This window comes from Pseudonocardia zijingensis (assembly GCF_042657305.1).
Taxonomy (GTDB): domain Bacteria; phylum Actinomycetota; class Actinomycetes; order Mycobacteriales; family Pseudonocardiaceae; genus Pseudonocardia; species Pseudonocardia zijingensis.
Genome location: NZ_JBHSKO010000006.1, coordinates 151,816 through 172,186, shown reverse-complemented (window position 1 = coordinate 172,186; position 20,371 = coordinate 151,816). Strand labels below are relative to the sequence as shown.

The following is a 20,371-nucleotide window of genomic DNA, read 5'->3' as shown; positions in this document are numbered from 1 at the left end:
TTCTCGGGTTCGTCAGTGACCGCGCCGCGTGCCGGTGCGGCCGATGGTGGCGAGCGCCACCGCGAGCAGGATCAGGGCGCCGCGGAAGGCGTCCTGCAGGAATGTCGAGACGTTCAGCAGCACGAGCAGGTTCGTGATGACGCCGAAGATCGCGGTACCGACGACGGCGCCGAACACGCGGCCCTGCCCGCCCGCCAGCCGTGCCCCGCCGATGACGACGGCGGCGATCGCGTCCAGCTCGAAGAGGGTTCCTGCGGTCGGCGTGCCCGCCCCGACCCGGGACGCCAGCAGGAACCCGCCGAGGCCGACGAGCAGCCCGGCGATGACGTAGACGGCCAGCAGGGTGCCGCGCACCGGCACGCCCGAGGCGTGGGCGGCCTCCCGCGTGCTGCCGACGGCGTACACGCGGCGGCCGAAGACCGTGCGGCGCAGCAGGAACGCCATGCCGACGGCGACGGCGATCCAGAGGATGCCGAGCACCGGCACCCCGAGCACGGTGGCGGTGCCGGCCACCATGAACGCGGGATCCGCCGGCCGGACCGGCACGCCCTCGGTGTAGGCGTACACCAGCCCGCGAGCCAGCGCGAGCATGCCGAGCGTGACGATGAACGGCTCCAGGTCGCGGAACGCGACGAGGAACCCGTTGACGGCCCCCAGCAGCGCTCCGACGCCCAGCGCCACCAGCACCGACACGAACACCGACGACCCGCCGAACAGGCCGGCCGACAGCACGCAGGCCAACCCCAGCACCGAACCGACGCTGATGTCGATCCCGCCTGACACCACGACGATGAACTGCGCCAGCGCGACGATGCCGATCACGGACATCTGCAGCACGAGGTTCTCGAGGTTGCGCGTGGACAGGAACGCGTCGGAGAGCATCGCCGCGACCACCACCAGCGCGACGAGGATGAGCAGCGGGTACTGGCTGCGCAGCCACACCCCGCCCCGGCCCGCCCACGCCCGCGGCACCGCGCCGGCGGCGGGGTCGCTGCGGGCGGTCTTCTCGGTGACGGTCATGCGGCGTCCCCTCCCTGGGCGGCGTCTTCTCCCGGCGCCCCGCCCAGTGCGGCGCGGATGAGGTCCTCGGTGGTGGCCTGCGCGGCATCGAGCTCGGCGACCAGCCGGCCGTCGCGCAGGACGAGGACGCGGTGGCACAGCAGCAGGGCCTCCTCGGCCTCGCTGGTGACCACGAGGACGGCTTTGTCCTGCTGGGAGAGGCTGTGGATGATCTCGTAGATGTTCAGGCGGGCACCGACGTCGATGCCCTTGGTCGGCTCGTCGAGCACGATCACGTCCGGGTCGGCGGCGAGCCACTTGGCGAGGCAGACCTTCTGCTGGTTGCCGCCCGACAGCGCACGCGTCGGCGTCTGCGGGCCTCCCTTGACCTGGAACCGCTCGATCAGGTCCCGCACCTGCGCCCGCTCGTCGCGGCGGCGCACCACGCCGGCCGTCGCGAGCCGCGGCAGCGTGACGAGGCTGAGGTTCTCGGCGTTGCTGAACTCGGCGACGAATCCCTCGCGGCGCCGGTCCTCGGTGAGGTACGCGACGCCGTACCGCAGCGCGGCGCCGGGACTGCGCATCGTCACCGGCCGGCCGGCGATCTCGACGGTGCCGGCGCGGGGCTGCTGCCGGCCCGACACCGAGCGCGCGACCGAGGAGCGGCCGCTGCCGACCAGCCCGTAGATCCCGACGACCTCGCCGCCCCGGACCGCGAACGACACGTCCGTCGCCGAGCCCGCGTGCAGGCCACGCACGGCCAGCGCCGGCGGACGGCCCGCGGCGCGGTGCGCGGGCGGGCGCTCCAGCGCCCGCACCCCCTCGCCGATCATCAGTGTCGTGACCTCGGCCGGGTCGGTGTCGGCGGTGCGCAGCACCGTGACGAGCCGGCCGCCGCGCAGCACGGCGATGCGGTCCGAGAGCGCGAACACCTCGGGCATCCGGTGCGAGACGAACACGATGGCCGTGCCCGCGGCCTTCTCCGCGGCCACCATCTCCTGCACGTCGGCGAAGTGCTCCTCGGTCGTGGAGGCCGTGGTCTCGTCGAGGATCAACACCTTGTGCGGCGTGACCCGGGCGCGGGCGAGGGCGAGCATCTGCCGCTGCCCCGGTGCGAGGGAGCCGGCGAGCCGACCGGGGGCGACGTCGCCGAGGCCGACGTCGCGCAGGGCCTGCCGGGTGAGCTCGTCGTCGCCGCGGCGGGCGAGCGACCACGGCCGGATGTCACGCCCGGAACGCAGCCGGTAGAGCCACACGTTCTCGCCCACGCTGAAGTCGTCGACGATCAGCGGCTCCTGGTGCATCAGCAGGATCCCGGCGCGGTCGGCCTCCGCGGGGTCGGCGACGGGCTCGGGGTGGCCGGCAACCCGGATCTCGCCGGCGGTGGGCGCCTCCTGACCGGCCAGCAGCCGGGCGAAGGTGGACTTGCCCGCGCCGTTCGCTCCGCAGATCGCGAGGACCTCGCCCGCGCGGCCGTCGAGGTCCAACCCGGTCAGCGCCTGGACGCCCGGGTAGCTCTTGCTCACGCCGCGGGCCGAGAAAACGACGTCGTCCACTCCCTGCACCTCCTCATGCCCCTCGGCCATCGCATACCTGTAATGACAGGATGTCAAGTCACGTTCCGGCTGCCATCAGCGCTTCCCCGGAAGACCGACAGGGCCTCCTTCATCTCCCGCAGCCGCTCCAGGTGCGCCGGACCGCGGCGCACCGCCACGGCCGTGGCCAGGACGTCGACGAGCACGAGTCCGGCGAGCCTGCTGACCGTCGGCGTGTAGATGTCGGTGTCCTCGAAGGTGCGCAGGACGATCGCGACGTCGGCGAGGTCGGCGAGCGGGCCCGGCCCGCCGGTGACGGCGATGACCGCCGCACCGGCCCGCTTCGCGCGCTCGGTGACCTCCAGCACCGACGTCGTGCGCCCGGTGTTGGAGATCGCCACCACCACCTCGCCCGGCCCGCACATCGCCGCGGCCATGTACTGCTGGTGCAGGTCGACGGGAGCCGTGCACGGAACGCCGAACAGGACGGCGTGCTGCAGGGCGTCCTGGGCGATGATCCCCGAGGCCCCGAGGCCCACGAAGTGCACCGACGTGGCCCGCACCAGGGTCTCGACGGCGGCGGCGACGGCCGCGGTGTCCAGCGAGCGCCGGGTGCGGTCGAGGCTGCTCAGCGTGTGGTCGAAGATCTTGCCGGCCATCGCCTCGACCGGGTCGTCCGGCTCGATCGCGGAGTGCGTGACCGGTATGCCCACCGCCAGCGACTGCGCCAGCCCCAGCCGGAACGCCTGGAACCCGCTGAAGCCCAGGCCGGTGCAGAACCGCATGACCGTCGGCTCGCTCACGCCTGCGGTGTCGGCGAGCCCGGCCATGCTCATGTGCACGACCGCGGCGGGATCGGCGAGCACCGCCGCGGCGACCTTGCGCTCCGAGGGGCGCATCCGGTCCTGCCGACCGGTGATGAGCTCGAGCACGGACTCGTCCGTCATGCCGGCACCTCCGTGAGCGCGGCGAGGAGGTTCTCCACGGCCTGCGCGGTCGCACGCCGCACGCTCGCCCCGGTGAACCCGCCGACGTGCGGCGTCGCCACGACGCGCTCGTGGCGCAGGAGCGGGGTGAGCTCGGGGGGTTCGGTGTCGAACGCGTCGACGGCGTAGGCGGCCAGCCGCCCGTCGTCCAGTGCGGCGAGCACGGCGACGTCGTCGACGAGGGCCGAGCGGGCCGTGTTGACCAGCACCGTCCCCCTGCGCACGCCGGCCAGCCGGTCCGCGTCGAGCAGCGGGCTGCCGTCGGCGGCGGGCGGGGCGTGCAGCGTGATGACGTCGCAGGACGTCAGCAGCGCGTCGAGCGCCACGACCGGGACGGGTGCGGTGGCCGGGTCCACGGCCGGGTCGACGCCCACGACGTCGGCACCCAACCCCTGGAACAGCCGCGCCACGCGCCCACCGATCGAGCCGAGCCCGACCACGCCCACGCGGCACTCGTCCAGCTCGCGGCCCCGGTGGCGGTCCCAGCCGCCCGCCCGCAGGGCGGCGGCCGACCACGGGACGTGCCGGAGCCCTGCCAGTGCGAGCGCCAGCGCCAGCTCAGCAACGCCCTGCGCGTTCGCGCCCTCCGCGCGCACCACCCGGATCCCCGCGCGGGCCGCGGCGGCCGCGTCGATCGCGTCGGTGCCCGATCCGTTGCGGCTGATCACGCGCAGGTCGGTGGCCGCGGCCAGCACCCGCTCCCCGATCGGCTCCACCCCGGCGAGCCAGCCGACGCAGCCGGGCACGAGCGCGAGCTGCTCGGCCTCGCTCGGCGTGCGGCCGGCAGGCCCCGGCACGAGGGCGAACCCGGCGGCCCGCAACGGCGCCAGCTCCGCGACCCCGTCGAGCCCGACCGAGGTGAGCGACCGCGGGGTCACGAGCACGCGCGCGGTCACCGCCGGACCTCCGCCGCCAGGCGCCCCAGCTCGGCGAAACGCGGTCCCGAGGTCGGGATCTCCACCTGGAGGACCTCGGCGATCACCCGGGTCCAGCCGTGCAGGAAGTACTCCCAGCCGTCGTGCACGCGGACCCCGGCGCGCCGCGCCTGGTCGAGGAAGACCAGCTCGCCGCGGTAGTTGAGGTCCCAGGCGACAGCACCGGCCGGGAACCGCGCGGCATCCGTCAGCGGTGATCCGGGCGCATCCTTGCCCAGCCCGGTCGCGTTGACGACGAGCGAACCCGGGGCGAGGCCGGCGAGCAGTGCGTCGTTCTCCGGTGCTCCGTCGACCGGCACACACTCCACGGGCACGTCGGTGCCGAGCTCGTCGTGCACCCGGCGCAGCGCGGCGAGCCGGCCGCGGTCCGGGTCGGTCACGACGATCCGCGCCGGCCGGTCGGCCCCGCGTTCGGGGCGGGTGAGGTACCAGCTGATCGCGATCGCCGAGCCGCCCGCGCCCATGACGAACGCGTCGGCCGGGCCGGCCACCGAGCGACGCTCCAGGAGGATCGACTCCAGCGCGAGCCCGGCCGTGATCGGGTCCGTCGCCGACGCCACGAGCGCGCCGTCCGGTTTGGCCAGGCAGCTCACCTCGCCCATGAGCCGCGCGAGCGGGTCGACCTCGGCGAACAGGTCGGTGCACGCCGCGTACAGGTCGATCTTGTGCGTGGTGACGAGGGCGCCCGCGCTCAGCGGGTCGGTGGCGAGGAACTCCACGATCCGCCGGTAGGCCTCGCGCGGCGCGTGCAACGGCAGGTCCACCCCGACCAGTGGCACGTCCCCGAGTCCGAGCGCCCGCGCCCAGCGCGGGAACACCGTGCGGATCGACGAACGCCCGGTCGTGACGCCGATGAAGTACAGCGTGGGCCGCTCGGCCGGGCGCGGCAGCTCGCCCGGAGCGGGGTCGAGCGCCGTGGGGTCCGCCGTCACGGCCGCAGCTCCGCGGCCGCGCGGGCTCGCTCGGCGATCGCGTCCCAGCGGCCGGCCGAGATGTCCGCCCGCGGGGCGATCCAGGTGCCGCCGACGGCGAAGACACCAGGCAACGCGAGGTACTCGGCGGCGTTCTCCGGTCGCACCCCACCCGTCGGCATGAACCGGGCACCCGTCCACCCGAACGGCCCGTCGAGCGCCTTCAACGTCGCGATGCCGCCGTAGGCGCCGGCCGGGAAGAACTTGATGTGCGTGGCCCCCGCCTCCAGGCAGGCCCCGACCTCGCTCGGGGTGACCGCACCCGGCACGAACGGCAGCCCGGCCTTCTCCGCCGCGGCGACGCAGGCGCTCGAGAACCCGGGCGACACGCCGAACCGCGCGCCCGCCTCGGCAGCCGAGGTGACCATGTCCGGCGTCAGCAGGGTGCCCGCACCCAGCAGGAAATCCGGAAGCTCCGCGGCGATCGCGGCCACTGCTTCGCGGGCCGCCGTCGTGCGGAAGGTGACCTCCACGACCGGTAGGCCGGCGTCGGCGAGGGTGCGGGCGAGCGGCACGGCGTCCGCGGCGTCGTCGATCTCGACGACAGGGACGACCGCCAGCGCCTCGATCGCGGCGAGCACGTCGGGTTCGGGCGCCATCAGGCCGCTTCCTTCCGGTAGCCGATGTGGTCGGGGTTGGAGCGGGTGGTCCAACCCCCGGCCCCGTCGTCGACGACGAGCTGGGCCATCCCGCCCGCCTCGGCGATGAGGGCGTAGTCCTGACCCGCGTCGGCGGGGTAGCAGAACAGCGTCACGAACGGCTCGTCGCCGGTGTTCACGCTGCGGTGCACCCAGTGCCCGGGCACGTGCACGGCCTGGCCGGGAGCGAGCGGGACGGCGCGACTGCGGCCGTCCAGTGCCTCCATCAGCAGCACGCCCCGGCCGGACAGGCAGTGGTAGAGCTCGGCGCGGTCGGCGCGCGCGTGCAGGTGACCGCGGGTCACCGCGAACTCGTCGCCGTAGCGCCCCGGCAGGAGGGTGCTCGTGCCGACGATCAGGGCGCCCGGTCCGTCACCGCTGCGGTGCTCCTCGACGCGGTAGACGAGGTGGTCGGCGCCGCGCTCGGCCACGGCGTCGCCGAACATGCGCTCGTCGCGGTAGACGCCGACCATGTCGCCGAGCCGCTTCTCGTAGAAGCCGGTGCGGCCGGTCATGGCTCCACCTGGATCAATCGTCAGCGCACCGGGCTCGGGCACCTGGGACGTCATCGGGTCGCTCTCCTTCATCGTCGTGTAGTTCTACTACACAGATTCGCCCATCGGAACCCTCGATTCCACGCCGTCTTGCGCATTCGGCACCTGTTGGGCTAGTACTACTACATCACACGGCCGTGAGGGAGATCGAGCGATGACCAACCGCTTCGAGGGACGGCGGATCGCCGTCACCGGGGCCGCCGGGGGTATCGGCCTGGCGATCTGCGAGAGCCTCGCCGCGCAGGGTGCGCAGGTGCACGGGCTCGACCTGAAGGGGCTCGACGCCCTGCCCGCAGGCGCCACGGGCCACGAGACCGACCTGACCTCCGAGGAGTCCGTCGCCACCACCGTGCGCGCGCTCTACGCCGACGACGAGCGCCCCGTCGACCTGGTGAACTGCGCCGGGATCGTCGAGGACAACGTCGCGGCCGAGGACATGCCGATGGCCGAGTTCGACCGGATCATGGCCGTGAACCTGCGCGGTGTGTTCCTCACCTGCCGCGAGTTCGGCCGCGAACTGCTCGCCCGCGGCGGCGGCGCGATCGTCAACATCGCCTCGATGTCGGGCAACGCGATCGTCAACTTCCCCCAGCGCCAGAGCGTCTACAACACCTCGAAAGCCGGCGTCAGCGCGCTGGGCCGCTCCCTCGCCGTCGAGTGGGGCCCGCGAGGCGTCCGGGTCAACACCGTCTCCCCCGGCTACGTCGACACCCCGCTCAACGCCCTCAAGACCGACATGCACCCGCAGTGGCGGCGCGAGACCGTGCTCGGCCGGTTCGCCCAGCCCGCCGAGATCGCCAAGGCCGTGGAGTACTTCCTGAGCGAGGAATCGGCCTTCTGCTGCGGGGCCGAACTCCTGATCGACGGGGGCTTCTCGCTCCGATGAGCAGCTTCATCCTCTCCCACGACCTGGGCACCACCGGTGACAAGGCGACGCTGGTCGACGCCGAAGGGCAGGTCGTCGCGGCGGTCACCGCGACCTACGACACCGACTTCGGCCCCCGCGGCAAGGCCGAGCAGGACGCCGAGGCGTGGTGGGGGGCGGTCTGCACCGCCACCCGACAGCTGCTCGAGCAGGTGCCCGGCGCCCGCGACGGTGTGGCCGGCGTGAGCTTCTCCGGCCAGATGATGGGTGCGGTGCTGCTCGACGCCGCCGGCGAGCCGGTGCGCCCGGCGGTCATCTGGGCCGACACCCGCTCGACGGCCCAGACCGACCGGCTGCTCGAGCGCGTCGGCATGGAGGCGGGCTACCGGATCACCGGGCACCGGCTCAATCCCACGTACTCGCTCACCAAGGTCATGTGGGTGCGCGACACCGAGCCGGAGGCGTTCGCGCGCGTCCGCCACGTCGTGCTCGCCAAGGACTTCGTGGTGCGCCGCCTCACCGGAGCCCTGGTCACGGACCCTTCGGACGCGAGCAGCACCAACGCATACGACCAGTCCGCCGGTACCTGGTCGGCGGAGCTGATCGAGGCGGCAGGCCTGGACCGGGCGCTGTTCCCCGAGGTGGTGCCGTCCACCACGGTGGTCGGCACCGTGACGACCGACGCCGCCACGGCCACCGGCCTGCGCGCGGGGACGCCGGTCGTGCTCGGCGGCGGTGACGGCCCGATGGCGGCCCTCGGCGCGGGCATCATCGACGCCGCGTCCGGCGCCTACGCCTATCTCGGCTCGTCGTCGTGGGTGTCGCTCGCCGCCGACGCACCGCTGCACGACCCCGGGATGCGCTCCATGACGTTCAACCACGTGATCCCCGGCCGGTACGTGCCGACGGCCACCATGCAGGCCGGCGGGGCCTCGCTGCAGTGGATCATGGACGTGCTGGCACCCGGCGAGGACGGGCGCTACGAGCGGCTGCTCGCGGCCGCCGACGGTGTCACCGCGTCCGAGGACGGGCTGTACTTCCTGCCGCACCTGCTCGGCGAGCGCTCGCCGTACTGGAACCCGCGCGCCCGCGCGGTGTTCGCCGGGCTCGCCCGCCACCACGGCCCCGAGCACATGGCCCGCGCCGTGGTGGAGGGGGTGGCGTTCAACCTCTACACGGGGCTGCTGGCGTTCGTGGAGAACGGCGCCACCATCGAGCGGATGGACGCCATCGGCGGCGCCGCCAACAGCGCGCAGCTGCTGCAGGTCTTCGCCGACGTCTGGGGAGTGCGGGTCCGCAGGCGCACCCTCGTGGACGAGGCCACCGCCCTGGGTGCCGCCGTGGTCGGCGGGGTCGGGGTCGGGCTCTACGACGACTTCTCCGTGGCCCGGCGGATGTCGGAGCAGGCGGCGCCGCGTGAACCTGACGCCGCGGCGCACGAGCGCTACCTCCGCACGCACGCGGTGTTCCTCGACGCCTACCGGCGGCTGGAGCCGTGGTTCGAGAGCCTGTGATCCGCACCGTTCTCGGCGACGTCCCCGCCGCGCACCTGGGCCGGTGCGACTACCACGAGCACCTGTTCCAGGTCTCGCCGCTGCTGCCCGGCGACGAGCTGGACGACGAGACCGCGAGCGGCGCCGAGGCCGCGGCGCTGCGGGCCGCAGGCGTCGACGCGATGGTCGAGGCCACCCCCACCGGCCTGGGCCGCCACCCGGCGGGTGTCGCCCGGATCAGCGCCGCGACCGGCCTGCACGTCGTGCACACCACCGGCGCCCACCGCACCGAGCACTACGGGGGCGGGCACTGGCTCACCGGGTGCCCGGAGGCCGAGCTCGTACGGCGGTTCACCACGGACGTCCGCCACGGGCTGCCCGCGGTGGACGCACGGGACCGCGGCCCCACGGCGATCGGCCCCGGCGGCACGCCGGTGCGGGCCGGGCTGGTCAAGGCGGGCGTCGGCTACTGGCGCATCGACGCGTTCGAGCGGCGGGTGCTCGCCGCGGCGGCCGCCACCGCCGCCACCACCGGGGTGGCGGTGATGGTGCACCTGGAGCACGGTTCGGCCGCGCACGAGGTGCTCGCCGCGTTGGCCGCCGACGGGCTACCCGCCCACCGCGTGGTGCTCGCCCACGCCGACCGCAACCTCGATCCCGGCCTGCACGCCGAACTCGCCGCCGCAGGCGCCTACCTCGGCTACGACGGCGTGGCCCGCCACCGCGAGGCCCCGGACTCGGCGATCCTCGGCTGCCTGGAACGCGTGGCCGCGGACGGGGGCGCCGACCGGGTGCTGCTGGGCGGCGACGTCGCCCGCCGCACCCGCTACCGCGCCTACGGCGGTCTTCCAGGCCTGGACTACCTGCCGAGCCGTTTCCTCCCCCGCGTGCGCGACCGGCTCGGCGAGGAGTTGCTGCACCGGCTGCTCGTGGAGAACCCGGCGAGGGTGCTGACCCTGAACCCGCTCAGCGCCGCGTGACGATCATCGAGGGCTTCGCGCGTGCCGTCGGCTCGCGCACCAGGTCCACCTCGAACCGGCTGCGGTCGCCGCGGTGGTAGGCGACGAAGCTCTCGACCGGACGCTCGCCGGCGTCGAAGCTCAGGCTGCGCAGCACGAGCACCGGCGCGCCCGGGTCCACACCCAGCGCCTGCGCGAGCGGCTGTGGCGCCACGCTCGCCTCCACCGACCGTCGTCCGTGGGCCAGCCGCACGCCGTAGGTCTCCTCCAGAACGGCGTAGAGCGAGCGGTCGCTGAGGTCCTCGTGCTCCAGACCGGGGACGAGGACATGCGGGAGGTAGGTCACCGTCAGGACCCACGGCTGGTCCTCCACGAACCGCAACCGTTCGAGGTGGACCACCGGGTCACCGGGATCGAGCTCCAGCTCGGCGGCCACGTGATCGTCGGCCGGGACGACCGCGAGCGTGCGCACCTCGCTGCGCAGGTGCCCGCCGCGGGCCGCGACGTCCTCGAACAGGCCGGTGAGCGACTGGACGAGGCCCTCTGCGGTCTTCGGGCGGGCGACGAAGGTGCCCTTGCCCTTCCGGCGCTCGATGACGCCCTCGAACTCCAGCTCGGTGAGCGCCTGCCGCACCACCGTCCGCGAGACGTCGTAGGTCTCGCACAGGGCGTTGTCGCCGGGCAGCAGGTCGCCCGGCTGCAGGCCACGGCGCGCGATCTCCTGCACCAGCAGCTGCTTGAGCTGGTGGTAGTAGGGCAGCGGGGAGGACCGGTCGATGCGCCCGTGCCCGCCCGCCACTGTTCCTCCGCCTCCGCTCAGGGCCGGACCACCGCCTTGACGCACGTGCGGTCCTGCAGCGCCGCCAACGCGCCGGCGTAGTCGTCGAGGGCGAAGGTGTGGGTGACGATCCCCTCCGTGGCCACCCGGCCGGTGCGCAGCGCCTGCAGCGCCCGGTCGAAACTGTACGCCTGGCTGAACGACCCCTTGATCACCAGCTCCCGGCGGAACACCTCGTACGGCGACACGGTGAGCTGGTCGGACTCATCGGTCATGCCGTAGACGAACACCGTGCCGCCGTCGCGAGTGAGCGGCAGGCACTGCTCGAGCACGCCGACGGCACCGGTCGCGTCGACGACGACGTCGAATCCCTCCGGGGCGAGCTTCCGCAGCCGCGCGGCGCCCGCCCCCGGGTCGGCTCGGTCGAGCTGAACGGTCTCGTCCGCGCCGTGCCGGGCGGCGAGCTCCAGCTTCGCGGCGGTCGGCGCAGCGACGGTGACCCGGTGCGCGCCGGAGTGGCGCAGCAGCTGCGCGAGCAGCAGCCCGGTCGGGCCGGCGCCGAAGACCAGCACGTCGCTGCCGGGCTGGAGCCCGAGCACGTCGAGGCCGTGCAGCACGCACGCCGTGGGCTCGGTGAGCACGGCGACCTCGGGCTCCAGGTCGTCGGCGGGATGGCACTTCCCGGCCGGCGTCACGATGTACTGCGCGAACCCGCCCGGCGCGTTGACGCCCTGGGCCACGAGCTCGCTGCAGAACGCGGGCCGGGCCCGCCGGCAGCTGCTGCACACCCCGCAGGACTGCATGTTGTCCAGCACCACGCGCTGACCCACCCGCAACTGCGTGACGCCCTCGCCCACCTCGTCGACCTCGCCGACGATCTCGTGCCCGGGCGTCAGCGGGTAGACCGGGTCGAACTGGCCGTCGTGCAGGTGCGCATCGGTTCCGCAGACGCCCGCCAGCACCACGCGCAGCCGGACCTGGCCCGGTCCGGGATGCGGATCGGGCACCTCGGTGACGGTGAAGCTGCGTGGCTGGTCATAGACGACGGCCTTCACGACACGGGACGGTAGCACTTGTGCTGACAGGATCACAGGTGCCGAGCCCGGCGGAAGGGGCGGAGCCGTGGATCGTCGTCAGAAGTCCAGCCAGAACGCCACCGAGCCACATCAGCTGAGCGCGCAGGGCGGCCGCCATGCGACACGTCTGGTATCGGTTGTCCATCGCTGTCGCCGCAACCATGAACAACCGAAACTGCGGATCATGCGCTCGCCACCACCGAAGATCGGCCAGCCGGGCCCGGTCGGGCCCGGTCGGGCGCTGCCGGGCGCGCCGGCACGCCGCGGTGCCAGGCCCGCAGAGGGAACACGTCGCCGGGGCGGACGAGGTCGCCCGGACCGTTCGTCGGGTCGGCGAGCAGCCGGGTCGTGCGGGTGCGCTCCGCGGCGGTCCGTCGCCGTCACGGCGCGACCGCCGCCGGTCGCCGCCCGGCCGTCAGGCGCTCAGCCAGCCCGACGAGCGCGGCCGCGACCGCGCACGCGAAGGTGCCGACGGTCACCCCGCTCCAGCCGAAGGCGCCGTGGACGAGTGCGGCGACGGCCGACGCGGCGGCGCCGCCGATGAAGATGCCGGTCATGTAGAGCGTGTTGATCCGGCTGCGCGCCTCCGGGCGCAGCGCGAGGATGCGGGTCTGGTTGGCGATCTGGCTGCTCTGCTGCCCGATGGTGAGCAGCACGATCGCCACGCAGACGAACACCATGCCGTGCTCGGAGGCGAGCATCAGCGCGGCGCCGACCACCTGGACCGCGAGCCCTCCGGCGAGGACCACCGCACTCCCCCGGGCGTCGAGCAGCCGCCCGACCAGCGGTGCGCTCAGGAGCGTGACCAGCGAGAAGAGCCCGAACAGGCCGGCCGTGCCGACCGACAGCCCGTAGACCGGACCGGTGAGCAGCAGCACGAGCATGACCCACACGAAGTTGAACGCCGCGAACACCGGGATCTGGATCGCGATCGCCCAGCGCACACCCGGCTCGGTGCGCAGGAACCGCAGGGTCGAGGCGACGAGGCGGTCGAACCTGGGCCGCTCGCGCACCGGCTCGGCGGGCAGCACGAACGCCGTGAGGAGCCCGACCACCACCGTCGCGACGGCCGCGACGAGGTAGACGGCGCGCCACCCGAGCAGATCCCCGACCGCCCCGCCGATCACGCGCGATCCGACGATCCCCGCCGTCATGCCCGCGTTGATCAGGGCGAGCGACCTCCCGCGCCGGTCCGGGTCGACGGCCGCGACCGTGAACGGGATGAGCACGTGCGGCACCACGGTGAGCAGGCTGAGCACGACCGTGGCGCCGACGAGCACCGGCAGGGCGCCGGCCGCCGCCGCGAGCAGCAGCGCCGCACCCGTCCCGCTCACGAGCACGGCGACCAGTCGGCGGCGCCGCACCACGTCGCCGAGCGGGACGAGGAAGAACAGGCCGAGCGCGTAGCCGACCTGCGCGACTGTGACGACGAAGCCGGTCGCCGACTCGGGCACGCCGAACGCTTCGGCGAGCAGTGTGAGGATCGGGTGCGCCAGGTAGATGTTGGCGACCGTCACCCCGGCGCAGAGGGCGACGAGCGGGACCGTCCCGCGCGCGAGCCCGCCCTGCGCCGCCGTGCCGGTCGGCGTATCCGCCCTCACGCCGGTTGCGGGGCGGACCAGCGGCTGCCCGGCACGGGCACGCCGAGTTCCGCGCGCAGGGTCGCGCCCGTGCCGTCCGCAACCTCGGCCGCAGTGCCGGTGAACAGCGGGGTCCTCTCGGAAGGCAGCAGCAGGTAGGTATCGCGGATGGTGAGTCCCTCCTTCTGCGTCATCTCCGAGACGCTGCGCCGGATGCCGGTCACGCCCTCGACATCGGGCCGTCGGGTCCTCCTTGACCTGGCCGGCAGGCACTCGCCGCCAAGCGCGGGGCCGGCGAGCACGTCGAGATCACGGTAGTGCGCCGGCGCCTGCTCCCGGGTCTCGGCCGGCTTCTCGTAGCGGGTGGCGACGCTGGGGTCTTGTTCGTGCAGGTTGATGCTGTACTCGACTCACAACAGGTAGCGCCGGCTCGAGCGACTGCACTGCGCGTCGGTGAGGTCATGACGAGCACCCGCGGGTACGGTGCCCGAGGTCGTCCTGTGAGCCGAACCCGCGACAACGCACCGATCACCGCCGCCCTGACCCTCAGCTTCACCGGCCCGTATGCCCGACAAGGCCGGGACGCGGCCGAGGGCGTGCGGCTGTGGGCCGAGGACACCGCGGTTCAGCTGAACCTCGTCGACGCCGCCGGTTCCCGATCAACAGCCGTCCACACCTACTCGACGTGGCTGGAGCGCGGCGACATCGACCTCCTGCTCGGCCCCTACGGCAGCGGCCTGACACGAGCGGTCTCACCACCGGCCCGCCAGACCGGACACCTCCTCTGGAACCACGGCGGCTCAGCCGACGACCTCCTCCAACCCGGAATCGCCTCCCTCCTGACACCCGACGGACAAAGATCAGGTTGTCCGGCTGTACCGGTAGCCGCGGGCGGACCTCATGCGCCGGGCGACGACCAGTCGCTTCCCGGTGCCAACACGCCGCGCACGACCTGCTCGCCGTAGAGGTCGCCGATCTCCTCCGGCGACAGCGGGCCGTTCTCCCGGTACCACGTCGCCGCCCCGCGGCCGATCGCGAGCGCCCCGAACACCGTCACCGCGATGTTGACCGGCCGCGCCACGCCCTCGGCGACGGCCGCCTCGAGGGCCGAACGGAAGAGGTTCTCGATCTCCCGGCGCAAGGCGACGATCTTCGCGCGCTGGTCGTCGGAGAGCTCACGGATCTCGGTGAACACCACCGTCGTCTGGTCGCTGTGGCGGCAGTGGGAGATCACGTTCTCGCGGACGAGCAGGTACAGCCGGTCCAGCGGTCGGTCGTCCGGCACCGCGGCGACGGAGCGCGCGAGCCGGTCCAGGAGATCCCGGTTGCCGAACTCCATGAGGTCGTAGAGCAGCTCGCGCTTGGAGCGGATGTGGGTGTAGAGGCTCGGCACCTCGAGCCCGACGGCTTCGGCGATCTCCCGCAGGCTGGTGCCGGCGTAGCCGTGCCGGGCGAACAGCCGCAACGCGTGGCGGTAGATCAGCGACTTCGTCTCGCGGCGCGGCGATCTCGCCGCGACGAGCCGGTCGGCGAAGTCGTTCGACACGGGTCCTCCTCCAGCGTGGCGGCCCACCGGGCGCGGGCATCGAGCCGACGACTTCCTAGCAGTCGCCACGACACCGCTCTTGCCCTCCCCGGCACGCCTTGTTAACGTCCATCCTAACAGTCGCTAGGAAACACCTAGCGCTCACTAGGCGAGGGCGCCCGGTACGGGCGCTCGAACGCCCGAAACGGATGGTGCCGATGGATGACAGCGGCATGCCCAAGTACGCCGAACTCCCCCGCCTGGGGGCCGTGCACGCCCGGCACTCCTGGGACGTGTTCGGTCCGGAGGACGGCTTGGGCGCGCTGAACCTGCTGACCCCGGAGCGGGTCGTCCGCGCTGCGACCGAGATCAGGACGGGGACGCGGATCTCCCTGCAGCTGCCCGCCGAGCTGCCCGACCCACCCTTCTACGGGCGCGAGGCCCTGCGGCACAGCGTGTTCCGGACCGGCCGCAACTCCTGGGACGACCGCATCGACGCCTACCACCCGCAGGGCTCGACGCAGTGGGACGGGTTCCGGCACCTGCGCTACCGGGAGTTCGGCTTCTTCGGCGGCCGCCGTGCCGATCCGCCCGAGCTCGGCGACGAGCTGGGGGTGCAGCACTGGGCGCGCGGGATCGTCGGGCGCGGCGTGCTCCTCGACGCACGCCGCTGGCTCGATGAGCACGAGCCGGGCACATCCGCCTTCGGGGGGAGGAGCCTGTCGGCGGAGGACCTGCGCAGGATCGCGGATGCGCAGGACGTCCGGATCGGCGCCGGTGACGTGCTGTGCGTCCGCACCGGCTGGGTCACCGAGTACCGCGCACTCGACGCCGACGGCCGCGCGGAGGTGGCGGCGGGCGGACGCCCGCCCGCCACCGGGCTGGCAGCCGACGAGTCCATGGCCGAGCAGCTGTGGGACTGGCACGTCGCCGCGGTCGCCTGCGACAACCCGGCGGTCGAGGTCGCACCCGGCGACGCCGCGGTCGGGAGCCTCCACCGGCGCGCGCTCGCCGCGTTGGGCATCCCGCTCGGGGAGCTGTTCGACTTCGACGAGCTGGCCACCGCCTGCGCCGCCGACGAGCGCTGGAGCTTCTTCTTCGTGTCCGTCCCGCTGGCGATCTCCGGCGGCGTCGGCTCCCCCGCCGCACCGGTGGCCGTCCGATGAGGGGGAACGGGTCGTGAAGCGATCACTCGTCCTTGCCACCGACGCCTTCCGGCCGCTGGTCGAGGTGGCCCGGCACGCCGAGGCGGCGGGGTTCCACCGGGTCTGGACGACCGAGTCGACGCCGCGCGACGCGCTCGTGCGCGCCGTCACGCTGGGCCTGCACACCGAGCGGATCCAGGTCGCGACCGGGATCGCGTACGCCTTCACCCGCGCGCCGCTGGCGATGGCGGCGGCCGCGTCGGACGCGCACATCGCCACGGGCGGCCGGTTCGCGCTCGGCATCGGCGCCGGCACCAAGGGCATGCGGACCCGCCGCTACGGCATCCACGACTTCGACCACCCGGCCGCGCGCCTCGCCGACTACGCCCGCCTGCTGCGGGCGGCCTGGTCGGCGGGCGACGGCCTGCTGTACGAGGGCCCGTTCTACCGGGCGAAGATGCGCACACCGCCGGTGTCGGCCGAGCTCGCCGAGCTCCCGCCGCTGCAGGTGTTCGGGTCCGGCGTCAACCGCCGCATGGTGCAGGAGGCCGCCGCGGGCTGTGACGGCGTCGCCCTGCACCCCCTCGTGTCCTACCTGCCCTACCTCGACCGGGTCGCCGTGCCGGCGATCCGGGACGGTGGTGGCACGTCGCAGGTGGCGGCGTGGCGGATCACGTCCGTCCACGACGACGCGGCGCAGGCCCGTGCGCTGGCCCGCCGCAACCTCGCGTTCTACTTCACCACCCCCAGCTACGCCCCGGTCGTCGACGGCAGCCGCTGGGAGAAGCCGGTCACGATCGTCCGGGAGTCCTTCCGCGCCGACCCGACGCTGTCCTGGACGCAGCTCGCCGAGCACGTCCCCGACGAGATGGTCGAGGATTTCTGCCTCACCGGCACGCCCGCCGACGTCGCGGGTGCCGCCCGCGTGCTCGAAGGGGAACTGGCCGAGCGCGGGGTCGACGAGCTGGTCATCCAGCTGGCTGGGATCGGCCTGGACGCGGACGCGTTCGTCGCCGCGTGCCGGACCGTCGTCGACGCCCTGTCCCCCCACGCGCATCCCCCGGCCTGACCACCACGACGAGGAGACCAAGATGTCGTTGATCGAGCTCGTGCGGGGTGCGGACGGAGTCGCGGAGCTGGTGCTCAACCGGCCCGAGAAGCTCAACGCCTTCAACACCGAGATGCTCGACGCGTTCTCCGACGCCGTCGACGACCTCACCGGTGACGACTCGGTGCGCTGCGTCCTGCTGCGCGGCGAGGGCCGGGCCTTCAGCGTCGGCTACGACGTCCAGCGAGCCGGGAGCACGGGCTCCGGGACCGGCGAGCCCCGGCCCGCGCACCCCTCCGCGTACACCGACTGGTCCCGGCTCAAGCGCAACCTCGACCGCTGGCTCGCGGTGTGGGACCTCGACAAGCCCGTGGTCGCGGCGGTGCACGGGCACTGCATCGGCGGCGCCACGATGCTGTGCGTCTGCGCCGACCTCACCATCGTCGCCGAGGACGCGTCGATCGCCTGGCCCAGCGTGCCGCTCGGCGGCGGACTGCTGAGCCCGGTCAGCCTCTGGCTCACGGGCATGAAACGGGCGCGGGAGCTGTCCTACATCGCCGGGAGCGCGATGAGCGGGTCCGAGGCAGCCGACCTGGGGTGGGCCAACCGGGCCGTGCCCGCCGCCGACGTCCTCGCCGACGCCCGCGCCACGGCCCGTCAGATCGCCCGGATGCCCGCGTCGCTGCTGCGGCTGAAGAAGCTCGCCCTGAACCGCGTCATGGAGGCGCAGGGCTTCCGCACCGCCTTCCAGTTCGGTGCCGAGTGGGACGCGATCGCCCACACGACGCCCGAGCACGAGGTGATGGCCGCACAGATCCGGGACCACGGCCTCAAGGACGCGATCGCCTGGTTCCAGGACGGCGGCTCGATCGACGTCACCCCGACCGCGACCGCGGCCACCGACCGCTACCTCTGAGCACAGGGAGGTCATCACCGATGGCAGTAGAGAACCCCACGCCCCTGCGCGGTCTGCGCGTCGTCGAGCTGACCGACGGGGTCGCCGGCGCCCTGACCGGGGAGCTGCTCGCCCTGCTCGGCGCGGACGTCGTGAAGGTGGAGCCGCCCGCGGGCGGCCGCGAGCGCACCCTGCCCGACGGCCGCACGAACCCCCGCTTCCTCGTGGCCAACCTGGGCAAGCGCTCCGTCGTGGCCGACGGCGCCACCCCCGCCGGTCGCGCCGCCGTCGTCCGCCTGATCCAGGAGGCCGACGTCCTCGTCGACAACCTCGAGCAGGACCTCCCCAGCCGCTACGGGCTGCACGCCGCCGACGTGGCCGAGCGCTACCCGACGCTGATCCACCTGTCGATCATCGGCTTCGACCCCGACCTGCCGTTCGCGGACGTGCCTCCCACCGAGGCCGTCCTCCAGTGCCTGTCCGGCATCGCCAGCATCACCGGCGAACCCGACCGGCCCCCGCAGCGGGTCGGACCCGATGCCGCGTTCCAGGCCACCGCGCTCTACGGCGCGATCGGGGTGCTCGCTGCCGTCCTCCAGCGTGCGCGCACCGGCCGTGGTCAGCGGCTCGAGCTCTCGATGCTCGACGCCGCCATCAACCTCAGCCGGACGCACTTCTCCCGGTCCACGGAGTCCGGCCGGTTCCACGAACGCCCGGGGAACCGGCAACCCGCCGCCCAGGCGGAACCGACCGGGGTCTTCCCCGCGGCGGGTGGCGGCCGCGACGACTTCGTGTTCGCCCACGCCAGCCCCGAGCACCTGTGGCGGCGGCTCCTGCGGCTGATCGAGCGGGAGGACCTGCTCGACGACCCGCGGTTCGCCGACGGACCCACCCGGCTGCGCCACCGCGACGAGACCCACCGGGTCGTGGACGACTGGACCGCCCGGCACGCCCCCGACGAGATCCTGCAGGCCTGGGGCCCGGCCGGTATCCCGGTCGGCACGACGATGACCACACAGGATCTCCTCGACGACCCCACCCTGGTCGCCAACGGCCAGTTCGCCGACGTCGACGCCCCGGACTGGGGGGTGGTGCGGGTGCCGACCCTTCCCTACGCGTTCGGCGACCGGGGCGTGCCCGTGCCGAGCCCGGCACCCCGGCTCGGGCAGCACACGACGGACACCACGGCGCGGCCGTGGTCGTCGCCGCGGCTGCCGATCCCCGCCCCGGCCGCACCGGACGGGCTACCCGCGCTCGCCGGGATCCGGGTCCTCGACTTCACCCAGGCGTTGGCCGGACCCACCGCCACCCAGGTGCTCGCGCTGCTGGGCGCCGACGTCGTGCGCATCCAACGACCGGGGGCGCCCTCGCTCGGGATCGAGCGACCGTGGCTCAAGCTGCAGCAGCTGTCCATGAACAAGAAGTCGGTGCTGCTCGACCTCAAGTCACCCGAAGGGCAGGCCGCGGTGCGCGGACTTGTCCCGCTGTTCGACGTCGTCATGGAGAACTTCGCGCCGGGCACCATGGCACGCCTCGGGTTCGACTGGCCCGACCTGGTCGCCCTGAACCCGTCCGTCGTGTTCGGCCAGATCAAGGGCTTCGGCCCGGGCTCGCCGTTCAGCGACTTCCTGGCCTTCGACAACATCGCCGAGGCCATGGGCACCGCGTGCTCGCTCACCGGCGACGCCGACGGCGAGCCGATGCTGCCCGGGCCGCACCTCGGCGACATCGGGACCGGGCTGGCCGCCGCCCTCGGCGTGCTCGCGATGCTCTGCGCGCGCCTGTCCACCGGTACGGGCGGGCGGATCGCCGCGTCGATGCAGGGCACGGTGGCGACGATCTTCTCGCGCCTCGCGTTCGCCGAGAACGTGCGCACCGGCGCCGCCCCGACCCGCAACGGTTTCGGTGACCTCGGCGCGCAGCTGGCCCCGGCCGACGTCTTCCCGTGCGCGGGCGGCGGCCCGAACGACCACTGCTACGTCTCGGCGGCGGACGAGCCGCAGTGGCGCGCCCTCGTCGCCGCGATGGGGCGGCCCGACCTCGCCGTGGACGACCGGTTCGCGAGCCCCGCAGCGCGTTGGGCCCACCGCGCCGAACTCGCCACCGAGATCGCGCGCTGGACGGTCGGGTTCGACAAGCACACGCTCATGCGCCGCCTCACCGAGGCAGGGGTCACCGCGGCGGCCGTGCTCGACACCGCCGAGCTGATCGACGATCCCGTCCTGCGGCGGCGCGGCGTCTTCGCCCCGGTTCCGCACCCCGACCGGGGCGTCGTCTTCCACGTCCACTGGCCGATCCGGATGCCGGACTCGTTCGTGCCGATGCGCCCGGCGCCCCGACTCGGCGAGCACAGCACCGAGGTCCTCGCCGCGGTGGGTGGGTAGTAGCG

At 73.6% G+C, this 20,371-nt stretch carries 20 protein-coding genes and 1 pseudogene; 8 read left to right on the top strand and 13 right to left on the bottom strand.

Annotated elements, in window-relative coordinates:
• Positions 1 to 12: 12 nt before the first annotated feature.
• The 7 genes from ACFPL3_RS14995 to ACFPL3_RS14965 are packed head-to-tail and all read right to left on the bottom strand — an operon-like array spanning position 13 to position 6,579.
• On the bottom strand, positions 13 to 1,020 hold the full coding sequence (locus ACFPL3_RS14995) for an ABC transporter permease (protein WP_343941744.1): 1,008 nt from the start codon (positions 1,018 to 1,020) through the stop codon (positions 13 to 15).
• The gene (locus ACFPL3_RS14990) at positions 1,017 to 2,555 is read right to left on the bottom strand and encodes a sugar ABC transporter ATP-binding protein (RefSeq protein WP_343941745.1); all 1,539 of its coding nucleotides are present in this window, start codon (positions 2,553 to 2,555) and stop codon (positions 1,017 to 1,019) included. Before ACFPL3_RS14990 ends, ACFPL3_RS14995 begins: the two co-directional genes overlap by 4 nt.
• Positions 2,556 to 2,608: 53 nt before the next feature.
• On the bottom strand, positions 2,609 to 3,481 hold the full coding sequence (locus ACFPL3_RS14985) for an SIS domain-containing protein (protein ID WP_343941746.1): 873 nt from the start codon (positions 3,479 to 3,481) through the stop codon (positions 2,609 to 2,611).
• On the bottom strand, positions 3,478 to 4,416 hold the full coding sequence (locus tag ACFPL3_RS14980; protein ID WP_343941747.1) for an NAD(P)-dependent oxidoreductase: 939 nt from the start codon (positions 4,414 to 4,416) through the stop codon (positions 3,478 to 3,480). The genes ACFPL3_RS14985 and ACFPL3_RS14980 overlap by 4 nt, the downstream gene beginning before the upstream one ends.
• Entirely contained in the window at positions 4,413 to 5,387 is a 975-nt protein-coding gene (locus tag ACFPL3_RS14975) for a shikimate dehydrogenase family protein (RefSeq protein WP_343941748.1), read from the bottom strand. The genes ACFPL3_RS14980 and ACFPL3_RS14975 overlap by 4 nt, the downstream gene beginning before the upstream one ends.
• Positions 5,384 to 6,025, bottom strand: a complete 642-nt coding sequence (gene eda, locus ACFPL3_RS14970; protein ID WP_343941749.1) for a bifunctional 4-hydroxy-2-oxoglutarate aldolase/2-dehydro-3-deoxy-phosphogluconate aldolase — start codon at positions 6,023 to 6,025, stop codon at positions 5,384 to 5,386. Before eda ends, ACFPL3_RS14975 begins: the two co-directional genes overlap by 4 nt.
• The gene (locus tag ACFPL3_RS14965; RefSeq protein WP_343941750.1) at positions 6,025 to 6,579 is read right to left on the bottom strand and encodes a glucose-6-phosphate isomerase family protein; all 555 of its coding nucleotides are present in this window, start codon (positions 6,577 to 6,579) and stop codon (positions 6,025 to 6,027) included. Before ACFPL3_RS14965 ends, eda begins: the two co-directional genes overlap by 1 nt.
• 193 nt (positions 6,580 to 6,772) lie before the next feature.
• On the opposite strand from ACFPL3_RS14965, the gene ACFPL3_RS14960 reads away from it, so the two are divergent.
• From ACFPL3_RS14960 to ACFPL3_RS14950, 3 genes are read left to right on the top strand one after another with little or no spacing between them, the layout of a single operon-like run.
• Positions 6,773 to 7,504: an SDR family NAD(P)-dependent oxidoreductase gene (locus tag ACFPL3_RS14960; protein WP_343941751.1), complete on the top strand. Its 732-nt coding sequence runs from the start codon at positions 6,773 to 6,775 to the stop codon at positions 7,502 to 7,504.
• Positions 7,501 to 8,997 (top strand): xylulokinase, encoded by a 1,497-nt coding sequence (gene xylB, locus ACFPL3_RS14955; RefSeq protein WP_343941752.1) that lies wholly within the window; start codon positions 7,501 to 7,503, stop codon positions 8,995 to 8,997. Before ACFPL3_RS14960 ends, xylB begins: the two co-directional genes overlap by 4 nt.
• Positions 8,994 to 9,956 (top strand): phosphotriesterase family protein, encoded by a 963-nt coding sequence (locus ACFPL3_RS14950; protein WP_343941753.1) that lies wholly within the window; start codon positions 8,994 to 8,996, stop codon positions 9,954 to 9,956. The genes xylB and ACFPL3_RS14950 overlap by 4 nt, the downstream gene beginning before the upstream one ends.
• On the opposite strand, the gene ACFPL3_RS14945 is transcribed toward ACFPL3_RS14950, so the two are convergent.
• From ACFPL3_RS14945 to ACFPL3_RS14925, 5 genes and pseudogenes are all read right to left on the bottom strand, one after another.
• Positions 9,943 to 10,734: a GntR family transcriptional regulator gene (locus ACFPL3_RS14945; RefSeq protein WP_343941754.1), complete on the bottom strand. Its 792-nt coding sequence runs from the start codon at positions 10,732 to 10,734 to the stop codon at positions 9,943 to 9,945. The genes ACFPL3_RS14950 and ACFPL3_RS14945 overlap by 14 nt on opposite strands.
• A 17-nt stretch (positions 10,735 to 10,751) precedes the next feature.
• On the bottom strand, positions 10,752 to 11,768 hold the full coding sequence (locus ACFPL3_RS14940; protein ID WP_343941755.1) for a zinc-dependent alcohol dehydrogenase family protein: 1,017 nt from the start codon (positions 11,766 to 11,768) through the stop codon (positions 10,752 to 10,754).
• 203 nt (positions 11,769 to 11,971) lie between these two features.
• Positions 11,972 to 12,148: pseudogene (locus ACFPL3_RS14935) on the bottom strand (3,4-dihydroxy-2-butanone-4-phosphate synthase); the annotation flags it as partial.
• Between the two features lie 21 nt (positions 12,149 to 12,169).
• A complete protein-coding gene (locus ACFPL3_RS14930) occupies positions 12,170 to 13,390 on the bottom strand; it encodes an MFS transporter (protein WP_343941756.1) in 1,221 nt (406 codons plus the stop codon).
• Positions 13,387 to 13,563, bottom strand: coding sequence for a hypothetical protein (locus ACFPL3_RS14925; protein ID WP_343941757.1), 177 nt, complete (start codon positions 13,561 to 13,563; stop codon positions 13,387 to 13,389). Before ACFPL3_RS14925 ends, ACFPL3_RS14930 begins: the two co-directional genes overlap by 4 nt.
• A 306-nt stretch (positions 13,564 to 13,869) precedes the next feature.
• Between ACFPL3_RS14925 and ACFPL3_RS14920 the strand changes: the two genes are divergently transcribed.
• On the top strand, positions 13,870 to 14,334 hold the full coding sequence (locus ACFPL3_RS14920) for an ABC transporter substrate-binding protein (RefSeq protein WP_343941758.1): 465 nt from the start codon (positions 13,870 to 13,872) through the stop codon (positions 14,332 to 14,334).
• Here the strand turns inward: ACFPL3_RS14920 and ACFPL3_RS14915 are convergent.
• The gene (locus tag ACFPL3_RS14915; protein WP_343941759.1) at positions 14,268 to 14,915 is read right to left on the bottom strand and encodes a TetR/AcrR family transcriptional regulator; all 648 of its coding nucleotides are present in this window, start codon (positions 14,913 to 14,915) and stop codon (positions 14,268 to 14,270) included. The two genes, ACFPL3_RS14920 and ACFPL3_RS14915, sit on opposite strands and share 67 nt — an antisense overlap.
• Positions 14,916 to 15,112: 197 nt before the next feature.
• On the opposite strand from ACFPL3_RS14915, the gene ACFPL3_RS14910 reads away from it, so the two are divergent.
• From ACFPL3_RS14910 to ACFPL3_RS14895, 4 genes are read left to right on the top strand one after another with little or no spacing between them, the layout of a single operon-like run.
• The gene (locus tag ACFPL3_RS14910; RefSeq protein ID WP_343941760.1) at positions 15,113 to 16,060 is read left to right on the top strand and encodes a cyclase family protein; all 948 of its coding nucleotides are present in this window, start codon (positions 15,113 to 15,115) and stop codon (positions 16,058 to 16,060) included.
• Between the two features lie 13 nt (positions 16,061 to 16,073).
• Positions 16,074 to 17,108: an LLM class flavin-dependent oxidoreductase gene (locus ACFPL3_RS14905; RefSeq protein WP_343941761.1), complete on the top strand. Its 1,035-nt coding sequence runs from the start codon at positions 16,074 to 16,076 to the stop codon at positions 17,106 to 17,108.
• Between the two features lie 22 nt (positions 17,109 to 17,130).
• Positions 17,131 to 18,003 (top strand): enoyl-CoA hydratase-related protein, encoded by an 873-nt coding sequence (locus ACFPL3_RS14900; protein ID WP_343941762.1) that lies wholly within the window; start codon positions 17,131 to 17,133, stop codon positions 18,001 to 18,003.
• A gap of 20 nt (positions 18,004 to 18,023) precedes the next feature.
• On the top strand, positions 18,024 to 20,366 hold the full coding sequence (locus ACFPL3_RS14895) for a CaiB/BaiF CoA transferase family protein (RefSeq protein ID WP_343941763.1): 2,343 nt from the start codon (positions 18,024 to 18,026) through the stop codon (positions 20,364 to 20,366).
• Positions 20,367 to 20,371: the final 5 nt, after the last annotated feature.

Coding starts and splice junctions, on each gene's coding strand:
- ACFPL3_RS14995 (WP_343941744.1), bottom strand. CDS start 1,020: ATGACCGTCACCGAGAAGACCGCCCGCAGCGACCCCGCCGCCGGCGCG.
- ACFPL3_RS14985 (WP_343941746.1), bottom strand. CDS start 3,481: ATGACGGACGAGTCCGTGCTCGAGCTCATCACCGGTCGGCAGGACCGG.
- eda (WP_343941749.1), bottom strand. CDS start 6,025: ATGGCGCCCGAACCCGACGTGCTCGCCGCGATCGAGGCGCTGGCGGTC.
- ACFPL3_RS14965 (WP_343941750.1), bottom strand. CDS start 6,579: ATGACCGGCCGCACCGGCTTCTACGAGAAGCGGCTCGGCGACATGGTC.
- ACFPL3_RS14960 (WP_343941751.1), top strand. CDS start 6,773: ATGACCAACCGCTTCGAGGGACGGCGGATCGCCGTCACCGGGGCCGCC.
- xylB (WP_343941752.1), top strand. CDS start 7,501: ATGAGCAGCTTCATCCTCTCCCACGACCTGGGCACCACCGGTGACAAG.
- ACFPL3_RS14925 (WP_343941757.1), bottom strand. CDS start 13,563: ATGACGCAGAAGGAGGGACTCACCATCCGCGATACCTACCTGCTGCTG.
- ACFPL3_RS14910 (WP_343941760.1), top strand. CDS start 15,113: ATGGATGACAGCGGCATGCCCAAGTACGCCGAACTCCCCCGCCTGGGG.
- ACFPL3_RS14900 (WP_343941762.1), top strand. CDS start 17,131: ATGTCGTTGATCGAGCTCGTGCGGGGTGCGGACGGAGTCGCGGAGCTG.
- ACFPL3_RS14895 (WP_343941763.1), top strand. CDS start 18,024: ATGGCAGTAGAGAACCCCACGCCCCTGCGCGGTCTGCGCGTCGTCGAG.